Origin of the sequence: Tahibacter soli, assembly GCF_025717065.2 — a bacterium.
In the GTDB taxonomy this organism is placed as follows: domain Bacteria; phylum Pseudomonadota; class Gammaproteobacteria; order Xanthomonadales; family Rhodanobacteraceae; genus Tahibacter; species Tahibacter soli.
Map to the genome: position 1 here is coordinate 16,118 of NZ_JAOVZO020000020.1, position 18,913 is coordinate 35,030.

Annotated in this window: 7 protein-coding genes; 1 reads left to right on the forward strand and 6 read right to left on the reverse strand. The window is 70.1% G+C overall.

The genetic code is table 11. From position 1 onward, the window contains the following. Positions 1-42 precede the first annotated feature (42 nt). The 5 genes from OD750_RS21115 to orn form a co-directional block, all read right to left on the reverse strand. Positions 43-4,215, reverse strand: coding sequence for an Ig-like domain-containing protein (locus OD750_RS21115; RefSeq protein WP_263544080.1), 4,173 nt, complete (start codon positions 4,213-4,215; stop codon positions 43-45). A 14-nt stretch (positions 4,216-4,229) separates the two neighbouring features. Then, the gene (locus OD750_RS21120) at positions 4,230-8,576 is read right to left on the reverse strand and encodes a hypothetical protein (RefSeq protein WP_263544081.1); all 4,347 of its coding nucleotides are present in this window, start codon (positions 8,574-8,576) and stop codon (positions 4,230-4,232) included. A 23-nt stretch (positions 8,577-8,599) separates the two neighbouring features. Beyond that, complete coding sequence (locus OD750_RS21125) at positions 8,600-9,460, reverse strand: rhodanese-like domain-containing protein (protein WP_263544082.1); 861 nt, start codon at positions 9,458-9,460, stop codon at positions 8,600-8,602. A gap of 2 nt (positions 9,461-9,462) precedes the next feature. Next, on the reverse strand, positions 9,463-13,527 hold the full coding sequence (locus tag OD750_RS21130; RefSeq protein ID WP_263544083.1) for an SdrD B-like domain-containing protein: 4,065 nt from the start codon (positions 13,525-13,527) through the stop codon (positions 9,463-9,465). Between the two features lie 330 nt (positions 13,528-13,857). Beyond that, the gene (gene orn / locus OD750_RS21135; protein WP_263544084.1) at positions 13,858-14,436 is read right to left on the reverse strand and encodes an oligoribonuclease; all 579 of its coding nucleotides are present in this window, start codon (positions 14,434-14,436) and stop codon (positions 13,858-13,860) included. Positions 14,437-14,647: 211 nt separating this feature from the next. On the opposite strand from orn, the gene OD750_RS21140 reads away from it, so the two are divergent. Beyond that, positions 14,648-17,221 (forward strand): GGDEF/EAL domain-containing response regulator, encoded by a 2,574-nt coding sequence (locus OD750_RS21140; RefSeq protein ID WP_263544085.1) that lies wholly within the window; start codon positions 14,648-14,650, stop codon positions 17,219-17,221. Positions 17,222-17,289: 68 nt separating this feature from the next. Here OD750_RS21140 and OD750_RS21145 read toward each other — a convergent pair whose 3' ends face one another. Next, entirely contained in the window at positions 17,290-18,795 is a 1,506-nt protein-coding gene (locus OD750_RS21145) for an NHL repeat-containing protein (RefSeq protein ID WP_263544086.1), read from the reverse strand. Positions 18,796-18,913: the final 118 nt, after the last annotated feature.

Sequence of the window (18,913 nt, forward strand, 5' to 3'; positions counted from 1 at the left end):
GGTGCCATGCCGATAGCGTCACCGGCGGTCGAGCGATCCGGCTCATTCGCCGGCTCCGGGCGGACCGCCGCCGCCGCCGCCGGCGCCACCACCACCACCCCCGCCACCGCCACCACCGCCGCCACCGCCGCCCCCACCACCCATGCCGCCGACGCCCTTGCACTGACACGTCTCGCACTCCGGCGTGCACGCCGGCACGCCCGGCCCGGTCAGCGGCGATCCGAGCGGACCGCCCCAGCCGCCCGGCCACGTCGTCGGACCGCCGCCGCCGGTGTAGCCGCCGCCGCCGGTCGTCGGGCACGACGAGCCCCACGTCTTCGCGAACGCCGCGTTGCTGCCGCCCGAACGCGTCACGCCGTTGGCGCACTCGTAGTCGTAGGTCAGGCTCATCGGCTTGTTGGTCGAACCGCACGAGCCCGCCTTCTGCGCCGCGCGCTGCGCGCCGCCGCCGAGCTGCACTTCGTCGGCCGGGAACGTTTCGAGCGCGCGGATCCGGTACGCGAGGGTGATGCGCTCCCTCGCCGCGATCGAACTCGGCACCATGCCGAAGTACTCGATCTCCAGACGGCTGTCGCTCAGCGCCGGATGGAACACGACGTGGTCGGCGCGGATCAGGCCGTAGTTGCTAATGCGCACCTCGCCGGTGAACTCTTCCCCTTGTTGCATATCCGGCAGATTGATCGAACCCGGTTCGATCAGCACGACCGGCGCCGGCACGTTCGTGTGGAACGTCGCGTTCAGCGTCACGTCGTAGCGGTCCGGGATCGTCGTCTCGGTGACTTCCCACTCGAAGCTCACCACTTCGTAGTCGAGGAACACCTCTTCGATCTGCGGCGCGCTGCCCGCCTGGTTGCCGACCGGCCTGACCAGGATGCGGCCGGTCGCGTCCGCGTGGTTCGGCGCGCTCGCGACGTAGACGTAGTGGCCGATCGGCAGGTTCTGCAGCGTCGCATTGCCGAGCGCGTCGGTCTGCGCGGTGTAGACGTTGGCCAGCACCGCCTCGTTCTGCACGCGCACGGTCGCGTTCGCGAGACCGAGCACCGGCGGCTGCGCGAGGATGCCGCGCGGGTCGGTGTAGATGTCCGACGCATGGAACGTCACGCTGCCGACCTGCGCGTCGGTGACCGCGACGCGTACCGATCGCGGCGGCATCTCCTGGCCGTTCACCACGATCTTGAGCAGGCCGCCGTAGACGCCGTCGGCGGTCGCCGCGGGCGGCGCGGCGACGATGTTGACCGACTTCGTCTCGCCGATGCCGATGTCGCCGAGCTGTCCGGAACCGGCGAGCGTCAGCCACGCCGGCACGTCGGGCGACAGGCCGGCATCGGCTACCAGCGTCACGACGATGTTCTGCGCCGCCAGCGCGCCGCGGTTCTTCATCTGGAAGGTTTCGGAAACCTGCTGGCCCTTCTTCACGGCCGTCGAAATCGACAGCGGCGACGGCACGAGGTCGGGCTGCGGATCGCGCAGCGAGTAGTTGACGCGAATGCGCGCGCGCTTGGCGTTGCCGGTGTCGGCCGCGTACGCGGTCAGCACGACGGTGCCGGTTTCGCCGGCCGTCATGTTCGCCAGCAGACGCGCCTCCACCTGCACCTGTCCGCTCGCCGGAACGTTCTGCGCGGGACCGGTCACCACGCTGATGCCGTTCGGCAGGCCGGTGCCGCTGACCTGGTCCTCGGCCTCGACCGCGAAGCGGAAGCCGTTCACCGGGAGGCCGCCGAGCGCCGACACGTTGAAGCGCAGCGGCGTGTTGACCGTGCGCGCGATGTACAGGCGCAGATCCGGCGGATCGATCTTCAGGCGCGAGATCGTGAACGACTTCTCCGCCGGCTTGATCGCTTCGTCGGGGTGGTTGGCCGACACGCCGTACGTGCCGACGTCGGACGCCTGCGGCTTGAACGTGAAGCGGAAATCGCCCTGCGCGTCGCTCACGACATTGATGCGGCGCTGGAAGACGCCGACCGACAGCACGAGCCGCAGCAGGCTGTTCGGCAGCGGCGCGTTCGTCGCGCGATCGAGCGAGCGGCCGACGATGACGACGTCCTGCTCGCCGTACGACAGCGCGGGCGTGACGCTCGACACCTGTCCGGTGTACGCCGTCTGCACCGGCGGCGGCGGCGGGGGCTCGTGCTGCACCGTCACGCTGCGCTGCGCGGTCGTGCTCTTGCCCGCGGTGTTTGTCGCGACCACCGCGATCGTGTGCGCGCCGTCGGCGACGCCGGCGAGCGGCCAGCGCCACGTGTACGGCGGCTGCGTCAGCGTCTGCACGGTCGTGCCGTCGATCTTGAACGCGACCGAGGCCAGCGGCACCGGATCGATCACCGAGGCGACGATGTCGGTGTCGGCCGCGAGGATCGCATTCTGCGCCGGCGCGGTGATCGCGACGGTCGGTCCCGGCACCGAATAGTTGACGATCACGCCGGCGCTCGACGCGCTCGTGCCGCGGCTGTTGCGCGCGTCGGCCGTGATCACGTAGCCGCCCTCGGCCGGCAGCGTCACGGTCGTGCCGAACGCGCCGCTCGGACCGACCGACAGCAGCGCACCGACCGCGTTGCCGCCGAGATACACCTGCACTTGCACACCTGGCTGCGCGGTGCCCGACACGGGCAGCTGCGCCTGGTTCACGTCGCCGTCGACCGGCGAGAGGATGACCGGCGCGGCCGGCACCGGCAGTGCGACATTGATCGTGTACGAACGCATCGCCGTGTTGCCGGCGGCGTCGGTCGCGCGCAGCTCGAACGCATGCTCGCCGTTGGCGATCGACGCGAACGTCAGGAACACCGAGTAGCGCGCGCCGTCGAAGCTCGCGCCGGGAACCGCCGAGCCGTCGACGCGCAGCGCGGCGGCGGTGACCGTGCCGGCGTCGGCGACGTCGAACGTCAGCGCGCCCGGCGCCGTGACCGTCGTCGTGCCGGTCGGCAACGCCGCGCCGGCAAATTCCACATTGTCGATCGTCGGCGGCGTCGTATCGGCCGGGCCGTTCTGGAGGGTCACGGTGCGCGTCGCTTCGGCGCTCGCGCCGGTCGTGTTCGTCGCCACGGCCTTGAGCACGTGGCTGCCGCTCGCGAACGATGCGACGTGCAGCGTCGCGGCGTACGGCGCCTGCGCGTCGACGCCGATCGACGTCGCGCCGACGAAGAACTCGACGCTCGCGATGCCTTGCGCGTCGACCGCGTCGGCCGTCACGTTCGTGTCGGCGGTCAACACCGCGCCTTCGGCGGGCTGCGTGATCGCGACGACCGGCACGCCCGGCGAATACTGGATCGGCTGCGGCAGCGACACGATGCGCGTCGCGCCGCCGCCGGACTTGTACTGCGCGTAGATCTGCTTGGATCCCGCGCCGCCGCTCAGCGTGAACGTCGCGGTCGCGGCGATCGCCGAATACGCCGTGCTGCCGAAATCGTTCGTCGGCGAGAGCCGGTACTCGTTCGCGTTGCGGCACGCGAGCGACACCTGCACCGGTGCGGCCACGCGCACATAGTTGCCGTCGGCGACGACGATCGAACAGTCGATCAGCGGCGCTTCGACGCCGAACCCCGCATAGTTCACACCCGCGCTGACGCGGTCGCCCGCGCCGGTCGGATTGTTCGTCGGATCGAGCGGACCGCTCGCGTCGCCCCACCAGTTGTCCAGCGCCTGGACGACGTTCGCGCTCGTGAGGTTCGACACGCCGTACTGCGCGTTGCCGGCGATTTCCGACTGCGCGATCGACGGCGTCGCGCCGTCGGATTCGAGGCCGACGCCGTTGCCGGTCAGCACGAATTCGGCCAGCGTCGGCGCAGCGCCCGCGCCGACACGCACGCCGATCAGGCTCTGCGTGATCGTCAGGGCGTGGAGCGCGTAGTCGCCGGCGATATCGAGCGCCGCGGCGCCCGAAGCGCCGGCGTAGCGCAGCGCGAGTCCGTCGAGCGCGAGCGCGCTCGGCGCGACCGACGCTTCGACCGTCACGCCCTGCCAGTCGCCCGCGAGCGGCGTACCGGCGCTCTGGCCGCTGACGCCGCCGGCGCTGTCGTCGTTGACGCTCGTGAACACGGCGCGTCCGGCGTCGAGCCCGCTGCGCACGGTCATGCCGGCGTCGGGGCCGAACTTGACGACGACGCCGTCCTCGACGGTCAGCCCGGCCGCGCCGGCGGTCGCCGACATTCCGGCGAACAGTGCGGCAAGAAGCACTTTCCTGGCGCTGTGGAAAACTTGCGGATTGAAGATCGTGGACATGTCTCTTCTCCGCCTCAGTTGTCGGTCACGGTGATGGTCGGGCTCGTGCCCGGTTCGAGATTCGGGCCCGAGCCCGTCAGCGCCGTCGTACCGGCGCGCAGCGCCTGCATCGACAGCGTCGGCGACACCGTTGCGCCTGCCGGAATCGTCGTCGTCGCGGGAACGGTGCCGACTGCGGGCACCTCGCTCGCGAGTCCGACGGCGATCGCCTGCACGGGCAGCTGGTACCACGGTGAATCGGGAACGGCGATTTCGACACGGAAGTCGAGCGGCTGGCCTTTCGCGACACTCGTGGCTTCCGGACGCACGAGGATCTGCGGCTTGACCACATGCACCGGCAGCGGATCGATCGCCGGCAGACCCGACGCGCTCGCGGTCAGCGTCGTCGTGCCCACGCCGAGCCCTTCGATGCGGACCTGCGCGCCGTAGCTGTCGGCCGGAATCTCCACGGTCGCATCGCTCGTACACAGTGCCGCATTCGCACAGGCGAGCTGCACGATCGTCGGCGCCGGGCGCGAGACGAGCTGCTGCTGCACCTGCAGCGACACCGAGACGCCGTCCGTCGCGAGACCTGCGCCGAGCTTGAGCGGATCGCCGGTGCCGAGTACGACGCGCAGCGCGTCGACGAAGACGGGTTCGGAATCCCACGCGTCGGCGCCGATCGACAGTCGCACGCGATAGGTGCCGTTGCGCGCCGGCGTCGCCGCGTAGACGGTGTCGCTGGTATCGGAACCCGCCGCAAAAGCGACCGTCGTCGTCGTCGCGCCGCCCGGCGCGACGAGGAACCCCGGGATCACCGCGGGCGTACCCTCGCTGATCGCCGCGATCGCGAATGTCGTCGCCGCGGCCATGGTGGTCGGCTTCGTGCAGTCGATCGACCCCGTTTCGTCCGGAACGCCGTCGCTGTTGCACGGATAGCGCAGTTCGCTGCGGATCGTGACGGGGCTCGGCGCGTCGTTCGTCGGCCGGCCCAGCGCCATGTCGAACGTGATCGTCGGCTGGTGCACGCGCACGAGCAGCGTTCTGGACGCGACGGTCGCGGCGCCCACGAACGCGTCGACCGCGATCGGCTCGACGCTCGCCTCGATGCCGACGAAGTCGACGACGACGGAGCTTTGCCCTTGTGGAATAACGACGCTGGCCGGTACCGACACCCAGGCCGGACCGTGATTGACGAGCGCGATCGTGGTCGCGCTCGCGGCGACCGCGGTGCCGCCCTGCCCGTCGGTCAGCCGGAAGGTGACCGGCCGCGCCAGGCGCTTGCCGATCGGCAGCAGCCCGTTCTCGTAGACGTCTTGGACGTGCAGCTCACCCTCGCCGACCGACTGCAGCGCGGACGTCACGACCGGCCCGCCGCCGACCGTCGCGGTCAGCGCGTAGGTGCCGATCGCGAGCGGCGGCGCGACGCGCGCCTCGGCGCAGCGCTGCCCGGCCGGTATCGTCACGCTCGTGATGCCGACGTCGGAGGTGTTGAGGATCGGCGAAGCCGGCAGCACGCCGCTCGTCGCGCCCGAGGCGATCGCGAGCGCGACGACGTGATCGACGCTCGCCGACGTGGTGAAGTTGCCGGCCCAGCAGACGGAAAAATCGTCCGCGGCGTTGTAGATCGTGCGGCGATCGTCGAGGTTCTCGAACGCCACCTGCGTCGGCGTGACGGTCACCGGCAGCGTGCCCGCCGCGAAGCCGGTTCCGGTCGCGGTGACCGTGACCGGCTGGCCGGGCGAGGTCGGCGCGACGCCGATCAGGTCGATTTCGGTGTAGCCGCTGTAGGGGCGGATGGTGCCGATCTGCAACTTCGCCGGATCGGCGCTCGTCACGGCGAAGTCGCCCGGCAGCGCCTGGAAGATCTGATCGTTGCCGAAGCGGATCATCATGCCCGCGCGCGTCGTGACGCCCTGCGCGACTTCAAGACTTTCGTCGGCGAATTCGAAACGCGGCCCGACCGTCGGGATCGCCGGCGTCGTCCAGGTGCCGAGGCCGGCGACGGTCATGCGGATCTTGAGCTGTCCGGCGCTCGTCGCCGTGCCGAGCCAGACCTGCAGTCCTTCGTGCGCGACCGACGTCGCGAGCGACGCGCCCGGCGTTCCGACGTGAAATCCGTCGACGATATTCGACGGCGACGCATCGACGAGCGCGAGATCGATGACGCGGCCGGTGCCCTGCAGCGTCCCCGCGACGTTCCATCGCGCCTGGAAGCCGTAGGGCGTCGCGCCCGGCCCGACGCGGATCGCCGCGTCGCCCTGGATCGACAGCTCGGGCATCACGACGCTCACGCTGCGCGTATCGAGCGCCGGCGCGACGCCGTTCTGCGTCGCGCTCGCGACGGCGATCGCGACGTCCTGCGACGTGACGTCGACGCCGGTCAGCGGCACCGACACGTTCGACTGGTTCGCCGGCAGCGTGACCTGTGTCGGCGCCGACACCTTCGTCGGATCGCCGCTCGTCACCGCGATCGTCAGCGGATAGTCGAGCGTGCGCGAATTCGACGTGCCGTCGGTCACGAGTCCGACGTAGAACGATCCGACCAGCGTCTTGCCGAGCACCAGCGGATCGGGCGTACCGACGTACAGGCGCACCGGCGGCGTCACCGTCGCGTCGCTGATGCCGTCGATGCCCTGCGCGTCGACCGAGCGCAGCTCGATGCCGGTCGCGCCCTGCGCGACGCCGCGCACCGCGACCGTCGCCGATGTCTGGCCCTGCGCGATCGTCACCTGCGCCGGCGCGATGTCGACGATGCCGGGCACGTAGCTCGACAGCGCGATCGTGACGCCGCCCGGCGGCGCCGGCAGCGACAGCGTCACCGGCACGTCGAGCGTCACGCCCTGCGGCACGTCGAGCGAACCGTCGCCGAGCTTCGGCACGATGCGGCCGACCGTGACGTGCGTCGTCGCGCCGTCGTAGCCCGGTGCGCTGAAGCCGAGATCGGCGCCGGCGCCGGCCGCGCTGGTGCCGGTGACGGCGACCTGCGCGCTCGTCGCGCCCGCCGCGACCGCGACGGTCGCCGGCGTGCCGACGAGCGACGGCGCGGAATTGGACACGGCGATCGTGAGGCCGCCGACAGGTGCCGGATCGCTCAGCGTCACGGCGAGATTCGCGGTAGCGCCTTCGGCGACGAACTGATTCGCCGGCGCGGTCAGTTTCACCGCGTGCACCTGCACCGTCGCGTCGACGTTCGCAAGACCGGACGCACCGGCGCGAATGACCGCGTTGCCCGGCACGACGCCGGTCACGTCGAATGTCGCGCCGCTCTGCGTCGCGGGGATCGACACGCTCGCCGGCACGGTCGCGATCGACGGCGACAGCGAGCTGAGATTCACGGTGAGCGCCGACGCGAACCCGCTGCTGCGCGCGACGCGCAACGTCGCGGTGCGTCCGACGCCGATCGACGCCGACGACGGCGTCAGCGACAGCGACGGGCTGCCGACGACGGTGACCTGCGCGCTGGCCGGCGCGTAGCCCGACGCCGTGGCGCCGAGCGTCGCCTGGCCGGTCGATCCCGCCGTCACCGCGACGGCGGCGGTATGCGCGCCGGCGGGTACGAGCACCGTCGACGGCACGCTGGCGATCGACACGGCGTTCGTCGTCAACGCGACGGACAGGCCGCCTGCCGGTGCCGGCGCCGGCAGGTTCACCGCGATGCTGCCGACTTCGCCGGCCGTGAGTTCGAGCACCGTCGGCGAGAAGCCGAACGGCGGCAGGCCGATTTCGACGCGGCCCTGCGCGACGACGTAGGCGATGCCTTTGAGGCGCCATGCGACGTCGCCCTGGACGACGCCGGCCGGCACGCTGATCGCGTTGAGCGTGTTGCCGCTCGCCGACAGGCCGCGGCCGTAAGGCGACGAGGCGAGATCGATCGCGATCGCCGCGCCGTCGTGGTTGTCGATCGCCGCGTCGTCGATACGCGGCGACGCCGCGTGGATCGCCACACCCGATCCGTAACGGATCTGCACGTGGGCGAGTGCCGTGTTCGCGTCGTTCGTGCCGTTCTCGAACGTCAGCGCGCCCCAGTCGCCGGGCGCCGGCGGCGTCGGCGAACCGAGCACGTCGCGCGCCGACGTCATCACGATCGGCTGCGCCAGCGTGCCTTGCGCCGACAATGCGCCGTCGACGATCGTCAGCGACGATGCCGCGCCCATCAGCACGCGCACGCCCGGATCGATGCGCAGGAACGCCCCGCTCTCGACCGTCACCGCGCCGGAGAGTTCATACGGCGAACCGGCGGCGTTCCACGTCGTGTTCGCCGCGATCGCGCCCGACACCGGCGTCGCGGCGTGCGCCGCGCCCGCGAAAGCGAGCAGCGCGACGGTCGCCAGCGCGGCGCGCAGCCGCGCGTACGAATGGCCAATTCCAGATTTGCACATGTCATACACCCCAGCAGTCGTGCTCATCGGTCACAGGGTCCCGGCAACGGTTGATCGCGTTCCGCCGCGATGCGCTCGCTGCGCGTCAGGGCAAGCCGGTAGTCCGCGTCGCGGCCGGCGTAGAACTGCGGATTCGGATAAGGCGTCGCGTTCCACGCGGCGAGCCATTCGGCGCTCGCGCCGCGATCGGCGACGACGACGGTCACGGGCTCGACGCCCGGTACGACCCGTGCGCGTTCGAGCGCGCGCGCGATGCGGCGCGCGGCGCCGGCGCGCGTTTCGCGCCGGCCGGCCACGCGGTTTTCCGCGCCGAGCGGACGCAGCGCCGGATCGGCGTCGGCGTCGAAAACGATCAGCCCGGGCGATGTCGCGGCGACGCGTGCGAGATCGATGTCGCCGACGAACGCCGGCCGGTCGAGCACGCTCGCATCGCCCCGCAGCGGCTGCCCGGCGCGCCGCCAGGCCTCGATGCCGCCGGCGAGCACGCGCACGCCGTGCCGCCCTTGCGCATGCAGGCGGCGGCACAGGTCGAGCAACGCGTGCATGTCGCGCGCGTTGCCGACGACGACGACGCGCGCATCGCCGAACGCCGACGCGGCGAGTTCGGCGCGCGTCGGCGTCGACGCGCCCGGAATCCACGGATTGCGCAGGCCGGCGACGATCCGCGCGTCGACGATCGCGGCGCCGGACCAGACGGCGTCGCGCATGGCTTCAGGCCGCAGAATGCACTCGTCCACATTGCCGCCATCCGCGGCGGCGGTCGCCGCGGCGGGCGCGACGGCATCGCCGGCATGGCAGACGGTCGGCTGGCCGGCCTGCGTCGCGGACGCGGCGCAGGCCAGCGCCGCGGCGACGAGCGCCGGGCGCAGGCGGGATACGGCCATGGTCAGGCTCCCGGCCGGCGACAGACGTTCGACGTGGTCGTGCGGACCCTCAGCATTTCGTTGAGCGGCGGCGTCGGGAAGGGGCCGCTGCCGAACGACAGGTAGGTTGCCGTCAGCTTGCCGACGATATCGAGCGTCGCGCTGCCGGGCGGCACGCGCACGGACAGCGACGCCGACGGCGTCGAGCTGTCCGCCGTGAGCGCGGGCAGCGTCACCGCCTGGCCGTTGATGCTCGTGATCTTCGCCTGCATGCTCGCAAGGCCGATGCCCGGGAACGCCGCGACGCGAAGCTCGACGTCGTTGCCGAACCGGAACGGTCGATAGTCGATGTCCCACGGCGAACCCGGCTCGTAGCGCGTCATCAGCGCCGAACCGTCGGCGAAGCCGACCTCCGCCCCGCCGTTCGCGTCCAGGACGATCTGCCAGGTGCTTTCCGCGCCGGACGCGATGTCCATCTCGGCGCCCGCATAGTTCGGCGCGGTCGACGACACGAAACCGAACAGCCACGCCGGACCCGTCTCATAGGCTCCGACGACCGACGGCGCTTCGGGATCGACCGGGCGCCAGTCCTGCGCGGTGCGCGTCGGCACGGAGATCGGCTGCGTTCCGCAGGCGAGGAGCTGCGCGTACCACTCGCGCTGGATGCCGCGCAGCAGGCGTCCCAGGCGCACCGGGATGTCTTCGGTGTACAGGCCGCCGCCGATCCACTGCGGATGCAGCACGCCGGCGATCTCGATCACGCGCAGGATCGCCTCGCTGTGCCGCCCGCTCATGTACGCGGCGCGCGTGTCGTCGATCGCCTGCACGAGATTCGGCATGTCCGCCGCGTCGAACGCCGCGCGCAGCGCCATCGCGTCGTTGTCGTGGTGATCGACGACGAACGGCACGTCGACCGTCGTCGCGAGCGGCGCGCCGCCGGACCCGCCGTCGCGCGCCTCCACCTGAACGACGCGGTCGCCGATCTGCGTCGAGAGGCGAATGCCGGCGGTCGGCTTGAACTGCGCGCCGGACGCGATCGTCCGCGTCCACGCGACGCCGCTGGTCGCGTCGTACGGCGAGGGCTGCGCGTGCGCGAGCGTCGCGCCGGCCGGCATTGAATAATGCAGCCACGCATTCAACGACGATCCGCTATTCGTCGCGGTCGCGCCGACCGCGACGTAGTCGCCGACGATGTAGGTCGCGGGCAGTTCCGGCCGCGTCGCCTGCAGCAGCTGCGCGATCAGCACGGGACGCAGCGTCGCGTTCTGCGACAACGCGTCGAACAGGTCGAAGCCGGTCAGGATCGTGCGGTTGACGCGCAGGATCGCGGCCAGGCGCTGCACGATCGGACCGCCGACGGTGCCGTTGTCTTCTTCCGGGTCGTACGACGCGAGCGCCTCGACGTCCGTGGCGGTCGAGCGCACCTGGTAGCGAACGCCGGATGTCGTCAGCGCGCTTTCGGGCAGGAAATCCGACCCCTGGATGGTCACGGTGCCGGAAATGCCCTTCGTGATCTGCGACGACTCCTTGACCGGCATCAGGTCTTCGAGCTGCTCGGCGCCTTCGTTGCCCGGATCGTCCGCGTGCGGATCGTCGACGATCAGCCATTCCTGGCGCAGCACCGCCTGCGAAATCTCCGTGGCCGCCGCGCGGCCGAGCTTGCGCGCCGCGCCGCTCGAGATCCAGTACGTGTTCCATTCGCCGCTGCGCATCTCGGCGACGAGGTCGTCCTCGTTGTCGACGACGCGATGGCGCACGCCGGCCTCGGTGAAGAAACCCGACAGCGCGGCCGACCGCGACGCATCGTCGCAGCCGTTGCCTTCCTGCGCGCTGGGGCAGCCGGCCAGCACCAGCAGCCGCGTTTCGCGCACGGGCTCCGCGGCGAGCGTGAACACGAAAGGATCGCGCGCTTCGAGCGACAGCGTGCGCGCATTGTTGCCGGTCGCCGGATCGATGGTCTGCGCACCCTGCACCGACGCGATCGCGCCGATCGAGAACGGGCCGGCCGGGCTCGCCCTGAGCGTGAGCGTCAGCGTCGGCGTCGCGCCGACGCCGACCGTGCCGGGATTCCACGTCGACGTGTTCGCATCGTACGTGCCGACCGAGGCGGCCGCCGCGTCGAGCGTCAGATGCGCCGGCAGCGACAGCCGCACGAGCGCGGGCACCGCCTGCGGGCCGTCGTTGCCGGCCGTGACGATGACGCTGAACGGCTCGCCGACGGGCGGCGTGCCGGTGCTCGACGTCAGCGACGCGAGCGTCAGGTCGCCGGTGACGCCGCCGGTCTGCGGCGTCTGCGTTTTCGCGAACGCGTAGCCGGTCGCGTCGACGCCCGCGCCGAGCACGATGTGCGCGATCGCGTTCGGGCCGATCAGTCCGCCGGCGCTGCCGACGGTCGGCGCGCCGTCGCGATAGCCCGGCACGTCGGATATCGCGATCCGGTACGTGCCCGGCGCGAGGCCCGCCAGCGCGAACTCGCCGGCCGCGTCGCTCGCGACGGTGCGCTGCACCGCGTTGTTCTGCGCGTCAGTGCCGGTCAGCGTGACGGCCGCGTCGAAGATCGCCGGCTCGCCCGCGTCGCGCGCGCCGTCGCCGTCGACGTCTTCGTAGACATGGCCGCGTATCGCGCCCGGCTGTGCCGGCGCGTCGCCGAACGTCAGGAAGTACGACACGTTGCCCGACAGGTTCGCCGGATGATGGTCGAACACGTTGACGTAGTGGATCCAGGCGGTGCCCTGCGAATCGCGCTCCTTCGACAGCCACACGTTCGGCGCGAGTATCGTCTTGCCGTCGCCGCGCACGGCGCTCACGGTGCCGTTCGCGGCGATCGTCGCGGAGATCTGGTGCTTGGCGTAAACGAACAGGTTGGCATCGGCCGCGATGACGAGCGTGCCGGTGCTGCCGCTCAGCGACAGCGTCGATTCGCGTTGCGAGACCTCCGTGCTGCCCTCGGAGCCCTGCACGAGCGCGCCGTCCGATTCGTACAGGTTGACCGTGCCGCCGTCGTCGGCGAGGAAGTCGCGAATGCCGTCGCGGCCCGGCAGGTCGGCCAGCACGTCGCGCAGGAGCGTCTTGTGCGCGACGATGTCGCTCTCCGCGATGATCGCGGTCATCGCGCCGCCGAGTTCGTTGGCGTGGCTGATCGTCGCTTCGAAATCTTCGAACTGGCCGTTGAGGCTGGCCGTCATGTTCCAGCGCCCCATGCGCGCCGTCGCCGGCTGCACGTCGCCGAAGCCGAGCGTCAGCGACGGATTCGCCGGACCGTCGTCGACGAAACCCTCGAGGATGCGGAAATCGACGAGGAGCCCCTGGCGGTTGTCGACGATCTTCGGCTGCGCCGTTTCGATGGCCAGCGCATGCGCCGGGCCGTAGCCGTCGTTCCACACGCGCACGCCGAGCGTGAACGGCACCGACGGTTCGATGATCGGTTCGTTGGTGTCCGGATCGTACGTCGTATCCGGATCGTCGCCCTCGACCGGGCCCGGCAGGAAATAGTCGAGGCGAATTTTCGGCAGCGGCTTGACGAGGATCGCGTCGGGCGACACGTCGATCGTCCTGGTCTCGGGCGTGCCGGTGCCGGTCGGGATCGTGTACTCGATCTTCGCGCCGATCTGGTACGACACGCCGGCAGGGCTCTGTCCGCCCGCCGCCTGCGTCGGAATGATCAGCCAGCGCGCCTCGCCGGTCTTCGTGCCGGCCACCGCGCCCGTGCCGATATCCGGATTGCCGGTCATGTCCGTGAGCCCGGCCGCGCGGAAGAAGAACAGGCCGGCGCCGTTGGGGTCCGTCGTCGCCGGCACGTCGTTGCCGGCGGCGTCCGTGAACTTCAGCGTGACCTTGAGATTCTCGACCGGCATCGACAGGCCGTTGCGCACGCGCAGCACGGCGTCGAACGCCTGGCGCTCGAGCGTCACCGACTGTTTGATCTCGATCTTGACTTCGGCGCAGACCGATTCGGCCGATGCCGCGGACGGCATCGAAAGCGCGAAAACGAGAACGAGCAGAGAGGCGAAACAGCGATCGAAGAACGCGCGCGCAGCGTCGAACGCGCCGGTCTGGGCGGCGGCCGCTACTCCCAAGCTGGACTTCATACGACCCCTACAACCGCGTCGACGCGGCGAACGCACGCATCGACATAGCACCCCAGACGCGCCGACTCTAACACTACATACGTGGCGGTTTGCAAGTGGGTCGAAAACAACTTTCGCCAATGGCCACACTGTCACTGGTGGACATCGCGCATTCTGACGAAGAATTTCGTAGCCAAAGCGCGACGTTGCGAAAAACTGTTCGCGTACGCGGCGGATCGGGCCGGGCGCGGCGCTCCGTCGCGCGCGCGGTGCGGCGTTGCGCGGCGAAGTGCGCGGAATGCGCCGCCCGCGCGACGGCGACGGGGGCGATCGTTCGCGGGCGTGCCGCCGCTATGCCTGACCGGCGCCCGCCATCCCGCCAAGACGCCCCATGAACTGCCGGTAATGCCTGAGTTCCGCGACCGAATCGCGGATGTCCGACAGCGCGGTGTGCGCCGATTCCTTGTTGAACGCGCGGGCGACGTCCGGCGCCCAGCGCCGCGCGAGTTCCTTGATAGTGGAAACGTCCAGATTGCGATAATGGAAATAACGCTCGAGCCGCGGCATCAGCCGGTACAGGAAGCGGCGGTCCTGGCAGATCGAATTGCCGCAGATCGGCGACTTGCCCGCCTGCACCCACTGCGCGAGAAATTCGACCGTCAGGGCCTCGGCGACGCCGAGCGTCGTTTCCGACTCGACCACGCGCTGCCACAGTCCCGACTTGCGGTGCTGGTTGCGGTTCCAGTCGTCCATCGCCTCGAGGCGCTCGACCGAGTGGCGGATCGCGAACTCCGGGCCTTCGGCGAGGACGTTCAGGTCCTTGTCGGTCACCAGCGTCGCGATTTCGAGGATCGAATCGGCGTCGGGGTCGAGACCCGTCATTTCGAGGTCGATCCAGATCAGGTTGTCGTCTTGGGTGCCTGCGGCCATCTCGTTCCTTCGTCGGGGTTCGAGCGCGATGATAGCGTGAGGCGCGGGCCGCGTCGGCGCCCGATTTGCAGCGGGCCGGCCGCGGGTCTACTCTGCGCAGGTCCAGGGGGATTCGGGGGTTGGGGAGCTTCCGGTCGGCTGTCGCGTCGCGTGCGCCAGAATGCGACGGCGCGACGCGTCCGGTCGCCGACGCAAGATGGACCGTGCAATCATGATCGAGCCCTCGGCGACGCGCCGCCGCGTCGTCAAGACGCTGCTCGCGGGCAAGGGCTTCGACATCGGCGAGGTTTCCGACTACGGCCAGGCCGTGGCCGCGCTCGAGCGCCTGCGCGATTCGAGCGTCGCGGCGCGCGCCGTCGTGCTCGGCTGGCCCGACATCGCCGATACCGATACCGACGCGCTGCTCGCGCTGCTGCGCGGCGACGAATTCGAACACCTCGCCGTGCTCGTGCTCGCCGAGGCGAACAAGGAAAGCGTCGTCAACTGGATGATGAAGCGCCCGAACACGGCGCTGCTCCTGTGGAACGACTACAGCGAATGCGGCGACGCGCTGGCCAAGCTGCTCGCGCCGGCCGCGCAGACCGGGCTCGACCTCGACGCCGGCGGCCAGTCGCATCTGCGCGTGCTGTTCGTCGACGACTCGGCGACGGTGCGCGTCGCGTTCCGGCGCCTGCTGATGAAGCACGGCTACGTCGTGGAGACCGCCGACGACGTCGAGGACGGCTGGCAAAAGGCGCTCGCGGCGCCGTACGACATCGCGATCGTCGACTACTTCATGCCGGGCGAACCCGGCCCCGCCCTGGTGCGTCGGCTGCGCGAAGACCCACGCACGGCCGGTATCCTCACCGCGGTGATCACCGGCACCTACTCCGACCGCGTGATCAACGAATCGCTCGGCGCCGGCGCGCTCGAATGCCTGTTCAAGAGCGAGGCGCGCGAATTGTTCCTGGCGCGCCTCGGCTCGCTCGCGCGAGCGGTGCAGGACCGCCAGTCGGTCGACGCCGAGCGGCGCCGGCTGCAGAGCATCTTGAGTTCCGTCGGCGACGGCGTGTACGGCGTCGACGCGCGCGGCAGCGTGCAGTTCGTGAACCCGGCCGCGCTCGACATCCTGGGTTTCGACCACGCCGACGAACTGATCGGCCGCGTCGCGTACGACCTTTTCCACAACGCGTTCGAAGACGGCACGCCGTTTCCGCGCGCGTCGTGCTTCCTGTCGCAGGCCTATGCGCAAGGCAGCCAGGTGCCGGGCTGGCAGTCGGTGTTCTGGACCCGCCAGCGCAATCCGGTGCCGGTCGAATGCACCGTGTTTCCGCTCAACCTCGACGGCCGCTGCGAAGGCTCGGTCGTGGCGTTCCGCGACATCTCCTCGCGCCGCATGCTCGAAGACGAACTGCGCTGGCAGGCGAGCCACGATTCGCTGACCAAGCTCAAGAACCGCGCATGGTTCGAAACGCAGCTCGAACAGGAAATCGTGCGGCTCAAACGCACCGACTCGGTGTCGCTGCTGCTGTTTCTCGACCTCGACCGCTTCAAGTACATCAACGACACGGCCGGCCACGGCGCCGGCGACCAGTTGCTGATCGACATGAGCCGGCGTCTCGCCGGCCGTCTGCGCGGCTCGGACCATCTGGCGCGCATGGGCGGCGACGAATACGCGGTGATCCTGCGCAACGTCGCGCCCGAGCGCATCGCGCAGATCACCGACGATTTCCGCCGCGCGCTCGTCGGCACGCCGTTCGCGTACGGCGGAAAAACCTATCGCGTCGGCGTCAGCGTCGGCGTCGCCCGGCTCGACCAGGACACGCCGTCGCGCACCGAGGCGATGTCGAACGCCGACATCGCGCTGCACCTGGCCAAGCGCAACGGCCGCAACCAGGTACACATTTTTTCGCAGGACGCGGACCAGCGCACGCGCATGGATCTCGAACTCGGCTGGTCGGCGCGGCTCGAAGAGGCGCTCAAGCTCGACCAGTTCGTGCTGTGCTTCCAGCCGATCCTGCCGATGTCGCAGATCGACTACGAAACGCTGCCCGAACAGCACGGCGCGCTGTGGGCGCGCCATCTGCGCCGCAACCACGCGCAGCGCGCGTTCTACGAAGTGCTGATCCGCCTGCGCGACCACGACGGCAGCCTCGTCGCGCCCGGCGCGTTCCTGCCCGCGGCCGAACGCTTCAGCCTGATCGGCGACATCGACCGCTGGGTGATCAAGAACGCGTTCCGCGCGCTGCGCGAACATCAGGCGTTCGATCCGCCCGCCGGCATCACGATCAACATCTCGGCGCAGTCGCTCGGACAGGCCGATCTCGCGCGCTACGTGACCGACCGCTTCGTCGAATTCAACGTCGATCCGCGCGCGGTCGTGTTCGAGATCACCGAAACCGGCGCATTGAACAATCTCGATTCGGCGCGCCGCCTCATCGCCGAACTGCGCAGCTACGGCTGCCGCTTCGCGCTCGACGATTTCGGCGTCGGCTTCTCCTCGTTCACGCACCTGAAAGATCTTGAAGTCGACATGCTCAAGATCGACGGCTCGTTCACGCAGGGGCTCCTGACCGACCCCGTCGATCTCGCCGTGATCAGCGCGATCACGAGCATCGCGCATTCGATCGGCAAGACCACCGTGGCCGAATACGTCGACCGTCCCGAAATACTGCGCGCGCTGCGCCAGTGCGGCGTCGACTACGCGCAGGGGTTCTACGTCGGCCGACCGAAGGCCGGACTGCGCGCGGCGGGCGTCCAGCTCGAAGTCGTCAGCGGCGTCGAGGCCGCGACCGGCACCGGCTGAAAAAGTACGAATAAAAAAAACGCGCCGTACGACTCCCGGCGTACGGCGCGCTTCCCCGTCCCGCGACGTCAGAACGTCGGCGGGTCGAAATCGTCCGCGAACAGGCGGTCCGGATCGCCGTACAGGCGCGTGATCGCGTAGTCGGTCGTCGACACGCCGGTGCGCTGCGCGGTGCCGCCGACGACGATGTTGCCCGACGGTTCGACCGCGATCGCCGCGGCTTCGTCCTTGCTGCCCGGAACCACGACCATCTTGCGGCCCTGCGCATCGCCGGCGAACGTCGGGTCGGGCTGGCCGTTCGACTGCAGGCGCACGATGAAGAAATCGTTGTGCGCGGTCTGGCCCTGCACGATGTTCGGCGCGTAGCCGGCGGCGACGATCTTGCCGTTGCCCTGCAGCGCGAGCGCGAACGGCAGGTCTTCGGTCGACGCGCTGCTGATCTTGACCAGCGTGCGGCCGTTCGTGCCGAACGTCGCGTCTTCGGTGCCGTCGGCGTTGAAGCGCAGGAAAGCGTAGCCGCGATCGGCGGCGGAGCCCACGACCACGATGCGGCCGAAGTCGTCGATGCGCGCCGCGCGGATTTCCGGCAGGCCGCGGCGCTGGCCGGAGACCGTCGATTCGGTGACGATCAGCGAGCCGGTGCGTCCGCCGCCGGCCGCCGGCGCGCCGAACGTCGTGTCGAGGAGGCCGTCGCGCGTCAGGCGAATCAGAAACGCGTTGTTGCGAAACGCCGTGTAGCCCGAGATCGTGATCGTGTTGTTGCCCGGCAGCTGGTCGCTCTGCAGCTGCGCGATGCCGCTGACGTAGTCGGAGTTCTGGGCGTCGGCGGCGTACATGGCCGGCAGCACGACATAGCCCGTGCCGGCGCCGCCGAACGTCGTGTCGAGCTGGCCGTCGGCGGTGAAGCGCGCGACCGTGACGCGGCGGTAGCTGAACGTCGGGCCGACCGGCTTCAACGTGTTGCCGGCGACGATGATCTTGCCGTCGTGCTGCACGGCCACCATGCGGCCTTCGTCGTGCGCCGACGGACCGGCGACGTCGAGCCGCACGTAGCCGGTGCGCGCGCCGACGCCGTTGGACATGCCGAACGTCGTGTCGAGCGCGCCGCTGGGCGTCAGCTTGACCAGACCGAAATCGGAATACGCGCCCGGCGACAGCTCGCCGGCGAGCAGCACGCTGCCGTCGGGCAGGCGCTTGACCGAGTAGAAGCTGTCGGTGCCGGCCTGGATGTCCAAATGGAACTTTCCATTCGTCGCAAACGTCGGATCCGGCTGGCCGTTCGGCAGGTAGCGCGCGACCGAGGCGTTCTCGGTCGAACCGGGGCCGGTGATGTTCGGGCCGACCGACACGCCGGCGGCGAGCACGCGGCCGTCGGGCAGCGCGGCGAGCGCGCGCACGGCGTCGGTCGAACTGAAGAAGTCGGTGGTCTGCACGCCGGCCGAACCGAACGTCGGGTCGAGTTCTCCGGGCGGCCCGACCTGCGCGGACGCGGCGGTCGCGGCAAGTAGACCCAGAGCGGCGGCCAATGCCTTCCGGCACCGGTGCAAACTGGACGCGGTATTCGTATGCTTCATCGTGGCTTCCTTGATGTGCCTGATTGCCGGGATCGCACGCTTGCGACCCCGTCGCCGGTGTCCTCGCGACAATGGCGACTGCCCCCAAGAACGGATCGGGGGAAAAAACCTGTCACGC

Coding starts and splice junctions, on each gene's coding strand:
- OD750_RS21115 (WP_263544080.1), bottom strand. CDS start 4,215: ATGTCCACGATCTTCAATCCGCAAGTTTTCCACAGCGCCAGGAAAGTG.
- OD750_RS21120 (WP_263544081.1), bottom strand. CDS start 8,576: ATGTGCAAATCTGGAATTGGCCATTCGTACGCGCGGCTGCGCGCCGCG.
- OD750_RS21125 (WP_263544082.1), bottom strand. CDS start 9,460: ATGGCCGTATCCCGCCTGCGCCCGGCGCTCGTCGCCGCGGCGCTGGCC.
- OD750_RS21130 (WP_263544083.1), bottom strand. CDS start 13,527: ATGAAGTCCAGCTTGGGAGTAGCGGCCGCCGCCCAGACCGGCGCGTTC.
- orn (WP_263544084.1), bottom strand. CDS start 14,436: ATGGCCGCAGGCACCCAAGACGACAACCTGATCTGGATCGACCTCGAA.
- OD750_RS21140 (WP_263544085.1), top strand. CDS start 14,648: ATGATCGAGCCCTCGGCGACGCGCCGCCGCGTCGTCAAGACGCTGCTC.
- OD750_RS21145 (WP_263544086.1), bottom strand. CDS start 18,795: ATGAAGCATACGAATACCGCGTCCAGTTTGCACCGGTGCCGGAAGGCA.